The organism is Thermoleptolyngbya sp. M55_K2018_002, from assembly GCF_015295965.1.
In the GTDB taxonomy this organism is placed as follows: domain Bacteria; phylum Cyanobacteriota; class Cyanobacteriia; order Elainellales; family Elainellaceae; genus Thermoleptolyngbya; species Thermoleptolyngbya sichuanensis.
On the sequence record NZ_DVEA01000327.1, the window covers coordinates 1 to 13,397 of the forward strand.

Consider the following 13,397-nt stretch of genomic DNA (forward strand, 5'->3'; position numbering starts at 1 on the left):
TAAGACATCTTGCTTTAAGACAATATGCGCTAGGACATAAAGCGGCTGAGAAGGCACTGGAGCGACAGCCCGGCTAGATTTGCAGCGTGCTATTCGCTCAACAGCGCCAGACTTTCGGAGAAATCAGCGTCTAGCACCTCTTCCCACTCTGAGAGCATGACGGCAAAATCGACCTTCTCTGGCGGTGAGAGATCAGAAGTGGCGATCGCCCCGACCCAGGCCTTGCTCAGCAATTGATCAATCTCAAACACATCGGCCCCGTATTCCGATAGCTCGTCCCACTCGTTCGCCCAGGCAGCCGTGATTGTCTCTAAGATGGCGATCGCGTTGTTGCCGTCACCTGCCTCCACAAAGTCTTGCGCCTGTTGCAGCAGGTTTGAAATTTCTTCCGTAAATGGGTCATCCTCATGCCCCTCCTGCAAACACACCAGCCCATTCCGCAAAATTTCTCTCATTTCTTGCCGGATGGGTTTAAGGTCAACCGTCGGGCGATAGCAACGTCTGGTGTCGCGAGGCGGCGCAGGATTTAAAAGCCTGAGAACATGGCACTCGATCTCGTCCAGCAGTTGAGGATGGTCTTCTGTAAGCGCCTGGATTAGTCCCTGCGTTTGCACCAGGTTTAGCCGATCGAGCAACTGCGCCAGAGTCGGGCGAGACTCGATTGGCTGCGTTTCCCGCACCATGCTCAGCCCCACCGCCACTAGATGCTTGCACCAGCCTCCATAGTCGTAGGGACAGGTGCAAGTCCCTTCGGGAATGCCATGAGTGCCAAAGGTGATCCGCACAGTGTAAGGATCAGCCTCGCCTCCCTCCACCGCTGCATAAACGGTTCGCCCACGCCGAACGATCTCTAGAACTGCACCTTGGCCGTAATAGTCCTCACCCCGCTCAAAGGATTTTTCAGTGGCGGCTTGGCGAATCTCGTCTTCCGAAAGCGATAGCTGCGTCATGGAATTTTCCTGTGTCAAGCGTTGGCGCACATTTCGAGGCGCTGAATCTCAAGGTGCTGAATCAGGTTGCTGAAAAATCTGCTGAAAAAGTCGGGCGGACAACATCTGAGCAGCGTCAGCCGATGGGTATTCTTGCTCCACAGTACGGCAAACGAGCAACAAATTCACCTCAGCTTCAGTCAACTCTTACGGAGCTTCTCAATTCCTTCATTGATCCCCAAGTTGCGCTTCCTAAGCTTGAGATAAGGGCAATTTCAACAGCAGAACTGCTCTCTCAGAACCGCTTTCGGCAATCGGATCAAGATTTCTCAGAAAAGTTCATCATTTCTTACCGAATGCTGCGTGAAATTGGCGGATGGAACTGAGTAGTAATCAGTAGAGAACTGCATCGAACCTGTGAGTCCTATGAACGCCACATCCTCTCTTCATCAAGGTAGTCATCAAGGTAGCGATCGCCCCTCTTGGCTCCAGCCCCTTCGCAACTGGCTGGATAACCTGCAAATCCGCGATCGCCAAACTGCCCACTTCATTTCTCGGCTCATTCCCGCCCAGTGCCCCTTCGAGCGCGACATCATCGTGCTAGGTCACAAAGTCGGGCACATTCCGCCCCTGTGCAAGCTAAACCCGCTGTACGAACAGTTTGTCGGGCTGCGATTCCGCTCACTGTGCTATTTGGCCGATCAATGCGGCGAAGACATCAGCGCCTACTGCTAGGTCGAACAGCGTCTAGACGTTAACTCCCCCCAATCTCCCAACACTTCACTCCGGAGTTTCACCATGCAACCCATCACTCCCCAAACCAAAGCCGAATTTCCCTTTTTCCTGGAATCTAGCCTGGGCATTCTGGGCTTCCTGCTGCTGATTTGCCTGCTCTAATTCGGTTCTCAATTCGGTTTCTTACAGAAGGCGATTCAAGCAATCCGAACAGCGATTTATTTCAACCTGGATAAACCTTGGCTGAGCAATTGGTTGAGCAATTGGCTAAGCAACTGGCTGAGCAACTAGATGAGCAACTGGCTCTGCTAATCTCTTACCTCTGCGCTCCGCTGCATTTCTTCCCGCATTTCCTCAAAGTGTAGCTGTCGCCGCTGCTCATATTGCTCCATCGCTTCGCCCACGGTGACGTTGATCTCGTCCCCCAGCAGCATGACCAGCGACGTGAGATATAGCCACAGCAGCAGAATAATCACCGCACCCACTGCTCCATAGACGCGGTTATAGTCGGCAAAATTTGCAACGTATAGCCGAAACAGATTGGACAACACAGCCCAGAAAATTGCCGCCAGCAGCGCCCCTGGCAGAATGGGCCGCCGCTTGTCCCAACGGCTGGGGCCAAAGCGATAGACCGCTGCAAATGTCAGGGAAATCAGCAGTAGGGCCACAGGCAGTGGCAGCAGTTGCCATAGCGTCAGCAGCCAGGGTCGCAGCGTAGGAGCCTGAATCGACACCTGGCGCACCAGTAGATCCCCGATAAACACAATCGCCAGCGCCAGCATCAGCAGCACTAATCCGCTAACGGTCAGCCCCAAAGAGACGAGCTTGGCTTTCCAAAAGGGACGGAGGCGCTCGCGCGGAATTTGATGAATCTGATCCAGGGCAGTCATGGACGCACTCGCCGCCCCCGATGCCGCCCAAATCGCCACCAAAAAGCTGAGAGAGAATAGAGTGCGATCGCGGGAGGTACTCAGTTCCTCAGTAAAAGACTGGATAATCCGCCACGCCTCCACAGGCACCACTTCGCTGACCTGATCCATCAGGCGCAGAAAGGTCGTGTTTAGCGGCTGAAACAAGCCAATAGCCGTTAAAATCGCCAGAATCGCTGGGAACAAAGCCAGCATGGCGTTGTAGGCCATTTCTGCGGATAAACCCGGCAGGCGATGAGCCGCGGCCCGCTGGGCGACTCGGCGCACCACAGCCGGACGCAGGTGAGTGAAAAACTGGAAAAATCGAGAGGGGGCGGGCATGAAGTTTGTAATGACAGGCGCAATAGCGGGCGCAATAACAGGCACAGAAATTCCGTAAACGCTACGGCTCAAATCATAGCGAGTCTGCGCTCCACAGCCTCACATTTTGCAGCCTATCCTAGCAGACGGCTTTATGGCGACGCTCCAGGGACAGAAAAAAGGGCCTCCACAAGCCTCCACTTCAAGAAGCTCGGAAAGACCCGATTCTTAGAACTGTCCTGCCACAGCGCTCTAATAGCGAACTAATAGCGAAGCGGTCAGTCCATCAATGCATGAAAAGACTCACGGAAGAAATTAGAAAACCGCTAGAACGAGAACTGGAATCGCAGGTTGCCGACATACACAGTTGGGTTGCTGTCGAAGTTATTGGCGTTCCAGATGGCATAAAAGGCCGGAACCAGAGAGATGTTGTCGCTCACAGGGTAGCGATAAGACACCTCAAGCTCTGCCTGGGTGCCCCCATCACCGCCGCCCGACAGCAAAAACTGCTCACCTGCCAAATAGTCATGGGGAATCAGGAACGAAATCACGCCCAGCGCACCCCGCTTAAACAAATCAGGGAAGCCCAGACCGACCTGGAAGGACTGTACCCGCACCTGTCGGCCTTCCTCGCGGGCGACCGGGTTCACATCCACCCGTCCCCAGGAGTAGCGGGCAAAGAGACCAACCCAGTCGGCAATCTGCCAGTCAAAATTAGCCATCAGCGTGTCTGCGCCAGAATCGTTCAAAAATCCACCAAAGCCATCGTCGATATAGCCGTAGGGCACTGGCTCACCCACGGCCCCGCCAATGAAACCGTTGTAAGGCTTCAGGCTAGAGCGGGCATAGAGCAAACGCAGGTTGAAGTTTCGGGAGGGGGAGAAAGCAAGCTGAGCCGTGATAATGTTGCTGCTGTTGAACAGGCCATCGCCAGGATTACTGGACGTATTGAACCCAAAGGCAGGGTTCAAGAACTCAGCGTTTTCGGCCAGATAGCCCACGGTGAGTTGCAGTGGGTCAATAATTTTCCACCGAATGACAATGCCGCTGCCCCGGTCGATGGCGCTCAGCAGGGTGCTGCCCGACGAGTTGAAACTAGAAGCGCCTGTCTGGAAGAAGGTAAAGCGGTTGCCATCAAAATAGCGATAGTAGTTGAGGCGGGGGCCGATATCCACTTGTACTGCGTCGCCAATGGGGAATGAGTAGAACAGTTCCCGCACGACGACGTTGTTGGGTGTACCAGCGCCTTGGTCGGTAAAAGGAACCCCCCAGCTATTGAAAAAGCCAGATGACACCAGCTCATTGGCAGGCGAGTTGCCGTTCCCAACCGCAAGCTGCGTGACGAGTGAATCGCGTCCTGTGAAGGAAGTATTCAGGTTCAGGTTGACGTAGTAGCTGAAGGTGAGTTGGGGCTGGTCGCGGAAAACGCGGCTGGGGCGACCGTTGGCATCTCGAATGGGCGGCGCAAAGGCGTTGGGCGCGAAGGGGTTGCGCTCCGTCAAAATGTCGCCATCGGGGAATGCCTGGGTCAGGTTTATCCAGGCATTGCCGCGCAGAACAGTGGTGGTTGAAAACTGGTTGGCTTCGAGTTCGGCTACGGCAGCCTCCAGCGCGTCTACCCGACCCCGCAGCACAGCCAATTCTGCGGCAAACTCTCGCTGGAGGGCTTCGATTCGTGCTAAGGCTTCTGGGTCGAGGGAGTCGAGCCGACCCACGACCGCATCCAGGCAAGAGGCCAGACCCGCGGCAAATTCATAACGGGTCATGGCGCGGCGGCCTCGAAACGTGCCGTCAGGGTAGCCTTCCAAGCAATCTAGTCCGCCTTCTGCCTCAGAGTTTGCCAGGTAGGCCAGGGCTTCGTAGGCCCAGTCGCTCGGCTGTACATCGGAAAATTGCTGAACCGAGGTGACCTGCGCCATCGCAGGATTGACATCCACTGGCAGCGTGCCGCTCAGCAGCATGTCTACCGGGATGGCGATCGCCTCGCTAGTGATCTCTGAGGCCGACAGGTCTGCGGCACTGGATGCGCCATCCATTTCGGGGGGCAGCGTCGAAGGAGCCTCCAACGGCTGTACCTCTGGAGATAGCTCTGGTGAAACTTCGAGTAGATCGGTCGTTGCAGGCGCGGACTCCAGATCGGCGACTGGAGACGGCTCAGACAAAGTTGCGTCCAAAGTTGCGTCCAAAGTTGCATCGGCCGACCTTACCCTTCCCAGGTCTGGCATAGGCAGGCTGGAATTGACGGCTGCACTGGTAACTGGGGCATCCAGAGCGGGCTGCGTCTCAGCTTCGGAGGGTGCAACTGGGCTGGCGATCGCCCGGTGATCCATTCCAAATGCCCCCGCCACGACCAACGCCGCTAGCAGAGGTCTAAACACCTCAAATCTCATTTCAAAAGCTCCTCAAGCACCACGATGAACAGTCGAGAACGATCTGATAGCTTGCTAGAAATTAAGTACCTCTTAATGCATTTCTGTCGGATCTAAAGCATTTCATGCATCCTTGCAATGCATTTTTTCTAAATAGCCACACCCAATAGAAATCGAGACATGAAGACTTAGAGATATAACTTTCAAGCAAGCCAGAAACATTTTATATAGGCTAATCTCAGCCGAATCTCGAATTTGTATTCCGAGTGACATTTGTAAAAGAATATTCCAGTTTGCCAATCCAAATCTGAAACGTTAAATTGTGTCGTGATTTCAGATCAAGGCATCAACAAAAGTAATTGGCGAAAAGCCCAATCCCAATATAGTTCAAGACACTTGCTGAAAGAACCTTTCAGAGTCAGGGATGGATTTAAGAGGATGTTTGAAAAGTCCTACTATTTGTAGCAAAGCGTACAAGATCCCCCTAAGTCTCCCTTAAAAAGGGGTACTTTAAGGCAGTTTCCCCCCTTTTTAAGGGGGGGCTAAGGGGGATCTCTGAGTGCTTAACATTACAGGCGATACCTTCTCAAAAACCCTCTAAGAATCCTTAGGAAAGACCTCTTCCAAGGCTTTTCAATCAATTCGTAATCTGCTTGAAAAAGAAGGCATGGCGCGTGCTTACTTCACGACAACCATGCCCACTCTAGAAACACTTTCGCGAGGCTAAACTGCTTCGCCAACTCAAATCAAACTCGAATCAAAATAGAGCATCAAGCCTATGATTCTTGCCTATGATTCTTCAACGAAGCCCTGCGAAACTTCCTCTGCATCATCCTTGCGAGGCAGCAACCAGCTTAGCAGGATTGCCGTCAAGCCGCCCGTGGAAATGCTGGAACCAAAGAGATTTCTGAAAAGAGGCGGCTTGCCATCAAAAATCTCTGGGGCATACAGCACACCCAAGCCCAGCGCCAAAGAAACGGCAACAATGATCATCGACCGACGATCCAGGTTTGCAGAGGACACGATGTTCAAGCCAGCAACGGCGATCGAGCCAAACATAATCAGCGTTGCGCCGCCCAGCACAGGCTGAGGAATGGCCTGGAACACGCCCCCTACGATGGGCAGCAGACCCAGGATAGCGAAGATACCAGCGACAAAGAAGCCCACATAGCGGCTGCCCACACCCGTCATTTGAATCACGCCGTTGTTTTGGCTGAAGGTGGTGTTGGGGAACGTGTTTAGCAGAGCGGCGATCGCCGAGTTGACCCCATCTCCCAAAACGCCGCCCTTGATCCGGCGAACATAGAGCGGCCCCTTCACGGGTTCGCCAGATACGGCCGAAGTCGCAGTCAAGTCGCCCACGGTTTCAATTGCCGTCAAAACGTACAGCAAAATAAAGGGCAGGAACGTCCCCAGGTCAAAGCGCATCCCATAGCGGAACGGAATGGGCAGGCTGAAGAATGACAGATTGCTCAGGGCGCTGAAATTGACCAGACCCATGAAAGCAGCGATGATGTAGCCCACCAGCAAACCAATGGCGATCGCCCCCATTCTCAGGAACCGATTCCCAGAGACGGTGAGAATAACCACGATCGCCATCACCAGTCCACCGAGCGCCAGATTTTGCCAGCTTCCAAAACTGCCGTCCGCTGCTCTCTGGGCCGCAGCACCGCCCGCCAAGCTTACAATCCCAGTTCGGATCAGCCCTAGACCAATAATCATCACTACTGTGCCCGAAACCACTGGGGTAATGATCTTGCTGAGCAAGTGCAGAAAACGGCTCAGGATAATTTCCACCGCAGAGCCAAAAAAGCACACGCCAAAGATAAGCGCCAGCGCTTGCTCTGGGGTGCTTCCGCCCTGAATTGCGCCTGTGCCCGCGCCGATGATGGGGCCCAAGAAGGCAAAACTCGTTCCCTGCAAGCTGAGCAGTCCAGAGCCGACGGGGCCGATTCTGCGGCACTGAATAAAGGTGCAAAGACCGGACGCAAAGAGCGACATGCTCACGAGGTAGCTTGTATTGACGGGATCTAACCCCAAAGCGCCTGCAATAATCAGCGGTGGCGTAATGATTCCGACGAATGATGCCAACACATGCTGAAGTGCCACAAATAGGGACTCTCCAACCGGAGGCTTGTCGTTTAGTCCATAGAGCAATTCCGATTTGATAATTGGCTCGCCCGATGCGGAGGCTTCCTCCAGCGTTAAATCATGATCTGCTTGTGTCATTCCCCTTCCACATCTCCTGAAATAAAAGCTAGAACAGAAATTTATAAAACAAGGGTTTGCATCAAAGATTCGCAATCAATCAGAATTTTATTTGTGTTAAAAGATACGAAATTCATCTGTAAATCACCTGAGATAGGTGTAGATAGATGGAGTCGAAAACGTAGTCGAAAACCGGCTTTTGACAGGGCAGCATAGAACCTTAAAAAAATTGGGGCAATCAGACCTTTGTCCAACAAAAACTGCTGTCAGGACTGTTCCCCAAGACCTGTACACAGAAGCTTGCACGACGTATCCCGCTACCTCTTGAAGAAAGCGCCATGCAGGCAAAGGCTTACCAATGATACTTATCATCAAGGCGCGAGGAAATTGCATACAAAATACTGTATACAGCCCACAGCTACAACTGTAATCGAGCGATCGCCTAGACGCTGTAGCTTCAGATACGAAAGCTTGCCTCCTTCCCACAAAGCCACGGTTGGACGCTCATCGGATGCGGTTGGGAGATAGAACCCTGCCTACAGCCGGGTATCTCGCAATACAAAAGATCGCTAAAATCTGCGGCTACGATACTGAGCTTGATGGAGCAAGCTGACGCATATTTTGGGAGGCGTATATTTTGGGAGGCGTAATGCAACGTGTTTTGGGCAATCTAACCCGACAGTCGCGGAGATGGTATCTGGTTCGGGGGGTGTTTGCGATCGCCCTGGTGCTGTGGTTGGGGCTTGGAGGGGCGATCGCCGCCTATGCCGACAAAGCGCCCCAAGCGCTCGTATTTGCCACAGAACCAGAGACGGTTAGCGTTCTATCGGTTTATGAAACCACACCCGACACCCAGCTTGAGGCGGTTTCTACCGTACTCAAGTCCAGTAAGGCATTCTTTAAGGGCGCAGAAGGCTTTAAGGGGCTATCGGTGTTGCAAAGCGAAGACGGCTCCCGCGTGATTGCCCTGACCCAGTGGACGGATGCCGCCAGCTATGAGGCGTTTATAGCCCAGCCTGTGGAAGATTACACCAAGTACCAGAAGGAGTATCAGAAAGAGTCTTTCAAAGGCGGTAAGCCCCCGGTGACGATAACACCTGCCAAGACAGAGGTGTTTGAACTGGCGGATATGCAGATTGCCAGCGGCATGGTGCCTGTGATTCGCGGGCAGGGGGCGTTGGTGCAACTGGGTGAAGTCTCGGTGGCAGAAACAGAGGATTTGCCAGAGGTGCTGTCTGAGGTAGAGCAAGCGCTGCCAGCCGTCACCAAAATGTATCCTGCCCCGCGATCAGTCATGCTGCTGAAGTCTGTTGATAATTCGGAAGCCTTGCTGATGGCCTATTGGGGCTATGCGGAGGAATTTCAAGACCTGACCCAGGTTCCAGCGGTGGATGTGCTGTCTGGATTAGGAACTGTGGAGGCTGAGGATGGTGAGGCAGGGGCGATCGCCCTTCAAGCCCCTCCCACAGTCGATCAACACCTCTATAAAGTCGTGAACGTAATCGCGCCCAAGCCGCCCAAGCAGTACAGCAAGAAGTCCTACTAGGGTTGAACCCGTTCTGCAACCAATTCTGATTCTGATCTGATTCTGAAAAATTCTGTGATTAGGATTCGGGCTTGGATGAGAGCGCTGAGGGGGTGACTGTGGAATGGGCGATCGCCGGATTCATTGCCTCAAAAACCCACAAAATTCCCACACACAGCAGCGAACTCGCCCCCACAACGAGCCAAAACACATGAGCCACCGACGCTGATTGATCCATTGCCCAGCCGCCCAGCACCGGCCCAATAAAATACCCAATCGTCCAGCACTGAGAGCTAACGGCCATATACGCCCCTCGTAGCGTATCGGGAGCCAGATCAGACACAATCGCTGAAAAGAACGGCTTATAAGCCACTGAGCCAATCGACAATAGACACAGCGCTACCACTCCCCAGATAAACTGACCCTCCACAAAGGAACCCGTCGCCCACAGCAGCGAAAACCCTGCTCCCCACAGCACCATCGCCGCCATCAGCACCCGCACCCTAGGATAGGGCGTGAGCAGTTGCGCCAGCGGCAGTTGCAGCACCGCCCCCACGCCGACATAACACCAGGTAAATAGATTGGCTGTACTCGACACAGACACCCCTGGTGTAGGGTCAGCCCCTGCCACAAAGTTCGTGAAGTAGAGCGGAATAGTGCTGGTCACCAGCGCCACATAGGTTGTAAAAAACACATTCGCCGCCATAAACACCAGCAGCAGCTTATCCTTCAGTGCAATGAGAATACCCTGCTCGGCCATGCCTGGTTTTGCCTGGGGCTGCTGTCCTGGCTGCATGGTGAACTGCATTAGCAGCAGGTAAGCCAGGAAAATCGCCGCGCAGCCTAGAAAAATGGTCTGCGGCACGTCCTGAATCACACCCAGCAAAAGGCTGCCGCCAAACACCCCAGCCCCCACGCCGACATATTCCGAAACGCCCATCAGCGCAAAGGCGTGATGACGCTCTTCTGGCGGCGCAGCATCCATAACCGCTGCATTAGAAGCCGTCCAATAAAACCCCAAACTAATGCCCAGCACCAGGCTTGCCACAATCAGCAGCGGCAAGGTCGTGGCCACGCTCAGCATCAGCGATACCCCAATCCCCAGCGCCGCTGCCAAAACCAGCACCCGCTTGCGTCCCCAGCCAGACAAATCTGCCAGCGTGCCGCCGACGAAGTGACCGCTGACCTCGCTGACGGCACTCAGTCCCACTGCAAAACCCACAGAGGCCGCCGACAGGCCAATGTGATTCACAAACAGAATTGGGATATAAAAGCTGATGAGTCCGTAGGCAATCTGGCAGAGCAGCCGACCAATTGCCTGAATCCAGACAAATCGGTTGGCTGATTGGACAGAGGCAAACAGAAGGTTCATAGGCAGCTTCTGGGGTTACGAGATTTCTTCGCAAGATTTCTTTAAGAGTAAAGGACTGGCGGATAGGTGGCTACTCCCCTGGTTCGAGCTGTCAAAACCCGCTGACACAGCCTGTGGACAAACACCACGGTCTGTAAAATTCTTCTGACTTCTAATCTTCTAACTTCTAGGTGGTGCGACACCTGAAATCGCTGGAAGCTCCGCAGACGCTCGACTATCCAAAATCGCAAATCCAAAATCGCAAATCCAAATAGGACTTACGCAGTTGGACGATTTCTCGCGGGCTGCGCCCACGAGAATATCGTCCAAAACCCAGAAAACCTATCGCAAATGCGTAAGTCCTGTCCAAAATTGAGAATCAATGTGAGCCAAGACGTGAGCCAAGACTTTCAAACGTAAAATGCCCGGAGCCAAGGCCCCAGGCATTTGTCTTGAAGGTGTTTAAGAGTCGTCAGCAGGGGTTAGCCTGCTTCAGCAGTTCCCATTTCCTACACGACTTCCCGCTCGCGCGCGTACTCTTCCGTTGTGACAGAAGGCTCAAACACGCTGTAGTAGAGCCACCCAGCCAGAACAGCACCACCGATGGGAGCCAGCCAGAAAAGCCACAACTGGGAAACGTGAGATAGACCCGCAAACAGGGCAACGCCCGTGCTTCGAGCAGGGTTGACCGAGGTATTCGTGACGGGGATGCTGATCAGGTGAATCAGCGTTAGCGCCAGACCGATGGCAGCGGGGGCAAAGCCTTTGGGGGCGCGGCGATCGGTGGAACCCAGGATGACCAACAGGAATACAAAGGTCAGCACAACCTCGATTAGCAGAGCCGACCAGAAGCCATAGCCACCGGGAGAATGTACACCCCAGCCATTCGTTGCCAGCGGGTTGGAACCGGATAGCGCAAAGCCGGGACGGTCTTGGGCGATTAGGTAAATCACGCCGCCAGCCAGAATTGCACCCAGCACTTGAGAAATGATGTAGGGCAGCAGGTCTGCACCAGAGAAGCGCTTGCCCGCCCACAGACCAAAGGACACGGCGGGGTTGAAGTGTGCGCCAGAAATGTGGCCGAAGCCATAGGCCAAGGTGAACACCGTTAGACCGAAGGCCAGGGAAACACCCAGAAAGCCCAAGCCAAGCGGATTGCCGCCGTCACCATAGGGAAAGTTTGCTGCCAGCACGGCGCTGCCGCAACCGCCTAGCACCAGCCAGAAAGTGCCGATGAACTCGGCGATTAGCCGCTTTGTAAGGGGAACAGGAAGGGACATATTTACACAAGCTCCTCAAAAGAATGTGGCTAGGGATCTAGACACTTAATCTGTGAATTTAAACGGAATCGCGCAAAGTCAAGATTGCGCTTAGTGTCAACCCCGATAAGGCAGAAAACAGATTGCTTTAGAGCAACAATATTCCATTTGGTAGCAGGATATACGTAACCGCATGGAAAGACAAGTTGTTGTGCGACACAAACGTCGCAATTTCGTCAGGAAATATTGATAGCTTAAGGAACGCATTGGAAAGCTTAATCCTGGCTGGCGACGTGGATTGGAAGCCAAATCAAAAAGGCAGTGCCGGGTGAACTGCCGGGTTCGATTAATCCACTCTCGTCGGCTGGGCTAAAGACCTGGATTTCGCCCTGCATTTGAGACATGAGATCGCGGGCGATCGCCAATCCTAGCCCTGTTCCAGGAATCTTGCCTTGGGACTGTACGCCGCGAAAGTGTCGTTCAAACAGATGCTCAAAGTCGGCTTTGGGAATGCCGGGGCCGGTGTCGAGAATGGCGATCGCCTGCTGTCTGTTCCCCGTCTCTGACTGGCGCTCGATGCCGCCAACCAATCGCACCGTGCCGCCCGCTGGGGTGTATTTCAGTGCATTGTCTAGCAGGTTATTCAGAACTTCTTGCAGGGCGCGGCGATCGCCCCACACGGGCGGCAAGTCGGGCGGCAAGTCAGTGTGCAGCGTCAGACCCCGCTCCTGGGCGATCACCTTAGCAGAATTAACCAGCGGCGCGACCACTGCCGCCAAATCCAGCGCTTCGAGCTGCACTTGCCCGGTCACGGAGCGGGGTTCTGACGGAGTGGGGACTACCTGGGATGGCAACGCCAGGGGCGATCCGCCAGAACGAACCTCTGCCTCACGGGATGGCGATACGGGACTGGCTTCGGGCAGGGAAGCAGGATCGAGATCGATGACGGTATCAAACTGGCGCAGCAGATCTTGCAGGCGATCGCTCTCACGCACGATGCCCTCTGCCACGGTGCGGTTTTCGTCTTCCGGCTGGACGCGACGCAGCAGCAGTTTGCCAAAGGTGCGAACCGCCGTCAGCGGATTGCGAAACTGGTGCAGCAGGTCATCCATCTGGTCGCGCTGCTGGCTTTGCAACACCTGGCGCTGGTGTAGCTCAAACTCAGCCCACTGCGATCGCTGATCGAGCAAGCGGGCGATCGCCAGCGTTTGGGCAATATGCTCGACCTGGCTCTGCTCCTGTTCTCCCCAGAGGCAATCTGAACACGCCGTCACCAACAACCCCATCATCATGCCTTCATAGACCAGCGGCAGGACAATTTTCTGGGAGTATAGTCCCGGCTCGGCAGCAGGGCCAGCAGCACTCTGAAAGGCAGGGTTTGGTGTTCCTGGCGGGCGCTCCGATTGCTGTGGCGTTGAGGCAGAGTTGGGAGGGGAGGCGGGCGATCGCTCTGCATCCGCCAACAGCCGTTGGGGGGGTAAGGGGGTGCTAGACGGCCCGCCCGATAACAGCCGCAGAATCTGTTCCTGGCTCCAATCCACGGCTTCTTCGGGATAGGCAGCAACAGGCGTTAGATCAGCATCGCCGCCCGCTGTTGGGTCGTCTGTTAAATACACCACGCTCAAAGCAGCCCCAAGCCCCTGTGTCAGGGCCGCAATCTGTGCCTGACAAAGCAAAACAAACTCAGGGCTGGCTGGCATCAACATGTTGCAAGCTATTACAGCATTTCTGAAGCTGAGAGGATGTTTGAAAAGTCCTACTGTTTGTAGCAAAGCGTGCAAGATCCCCCTAA

The 13,397-nt window shown here is 54.3% G+C and carries 10 protein-coding genes; 3 read left to right on the forward strand and 7 right to left on the reverse strand.

Features of this window, described 5'->3' with window-relative positions:
* Nucleotides 1–89: 89 nt before the first annotated feature.
* A complete protein-coding gene (locus IGS51_RS16715; protein ID WP_297079954.1) occupies nt 90–950 on the reverse strand; it encodes an SWIM zinc finger family protein in 861 nt (286 codons plus the stop codon).
* An 11-nt stretch (nt 951–961) separates the two neighbouring features.
* Here IGS51_RS16715 and IGS51_RS16720 point away from each other — a divergent pair, with 11 nt between their 5' ends.
* Nucleotides 962–1,315: a hypothetical protein gene (locus IGS51_RS16720; RefSeq protein ID WP_297079955.1), complete on the forward strand. Its 354-nt coding sequence runs from the start codon at nt 962–964 to the stop codon at nt 1,313–1,315.
* Nucleotides 1,316–1,355: 40 nt separating this feature from the next.
* Nucleotides 1,356–1,664 carry a Mo-dependent nitrogenase C-terminal domain-containing protein gene (locus tag IGS51_RS16725; RefSeq protein ID WP_297079956.1) on the forward strand — a complete coding sequence of 103 codons (309 nt, stop codon included), beginning with the start codon at nt 1,356–1,358 and terminating at the stop codon, nt 1,662–1,664.
* Nucleotides 1,665–1,972: 308 nt separating this feature from the next.
* On the opposite strand, the gene IGS51_RS16730 is transcribed toward IGS51_RS16725, so the two are convergent.
* From IGS51_RS16730 to IGS51_RS16740, 3 genes are all read right to left on the reverse strand, one after another.
* The gene (locus tag IGS51_RS16730) at nt 1,973–2,986 is read right to left on the reverse strand and encodes a YihY/virulence factor BrkB family protein (protein WP_297079957.1); all 1,014 of its coding nucleotides are present in this window, start codon (nt 2,984–2,986) and stop codon (nt 1,973–1,975) included.
* A 233-nt stretch (nt 2,987–3,219) separates the two neighbouring features.
* Nucleotides 3,220–5,271 (reverse strand): iron uptake porin, encoded by a 2,052-nt coding sequence (locus IGS51_RS16735; protein ID WP_297079958.1) that lies wholly within the window; start codon nt 5,269–5,271, stop codon nt 3,220–3,222.
* 780 nt (nt 5,272–6,051) lie between these two features.
* Nucleotides 6,052–7,491 carry a nucleobase:cation symporter-2 family protein gene (locus IGS51_RS16740; RefSeq protein ID WP_297079959.1) on the reverse strand — a complete coding sequence of 480 codons (1,440 nt, stop codon included), beginning with the start codon at nt 7,489–7,491 and terminating at the stop codon, nt 6,052–6,054.
* Nucleotides 7,492–8,119: 628 nt separating this feature from the next.
* On the opposite strand from IGS51_RS16740, the gene IGS51_RS16745 reads away from it, so the two are divergent.
* Nucleotides 8,120–9,016, forward strand: coding sequence for an antibiotic biosynthesis monooxygenase (locus IGS51_RS16745; protein ID WP_297079960.1), 897 nt, complete (start codon nt 8,120–8,122; stop codon nt 9,014–9,016).
* A 58-nt stretch (nt 9,017–9,074) separates the two neighbouring features.
* Here IGS51_RS16745 and IGS51_RS16750 read toward each other — a convergent pair whose 3' ends face one another.
* The 3 genes from IGS51_RS16750 to IGS51_RS16760 all read right to left on the reverse strand — a co-directional run bounded on the left by IGS51_RS16750 (nt 9,075) and on the right by IGS51_RS16760 (nt 13,224).
* On the reverse strand, nt 9,075–10,367 hold the full coding sequence (locus IGS51_RS16750; protein ID WP_297079961.1) for an MFS transporter: 1,293 nt from the start codon (nt 10,365–10,367) through the stop codon (nt 9,075–9,077).
* 488 nt (nt 10,368–10,855) lie between these two features.
* Entirely contained in the window at nt 10,856–11,626 is a 771-nt protein-coding gene (gene aqpZ / locus IGS51_RS16755) for an aquaporin Z (RefSeq protein WP_297079962.1), read from the reverse strand.
* Nucleotides 11,627–11,880: 254 nt separating this feature from the next.
* Nucleotides 11,881–13,224 carry a sensor histidine kinase KdpD gene (locus IGS51_RS16760; protein WP_297079963.1) on the reverse strand — a complete coding sequence of 448 codons (1,344 nt, stop codon included), beginning with the start codon at nt 13,222–13,224 and terminating at the stop codon, nt 11,881–11,883.
* Nucleotides 13,225–13,397: the final 173 nt, after the last annotated feature.

Bases quoted from the DNA above. Each gene is read 5' to 3' on its own strand.
- IGS51_RS16715 (WP_297079954.1), bottom strand. From the start codon at position 950: ATGACGCAGCTATCGCTTTCGGAAGACGAGATTCGCCAAGCCGCCACT.
- IGS51_RS16725 (WP_297079956.1), top strand. From the start codon at position 1,356: ATGAACGCCACATCCTCTCTTCATCAAGGTAGTCATCAAGGTAGCGAT.
- IGS51_RS16740 (WP_297079959.1), bottom strand. From the start codon at position 7,491: ATGACACAAGCAGATCATGATTTAACGCTGGAGGAAGCCTCCGCATCG.
- IGS51_RS16745 (WP_297079960.1), top strand. From the start codon at position 8,120: ATGCAACGTGTTTTGGGCAATCTAACCCGACAGTCGCGGAGATGGTAT.
- IGS51_RS16750 (WP_297079961.1), bottom strand. From the start codon at position 10,367: ATGAACCTTCTGTTTGCCTCTGTCCAATCAGCCAACCGATTTGTCTGG.
- aqpZ (WP_297079962.1), bottom strand. From the start codon at position 11,626: ATGTCCCTTCCTGTTCCCCTTACAAAGCGGCTAATCGCCGAGTTCATC.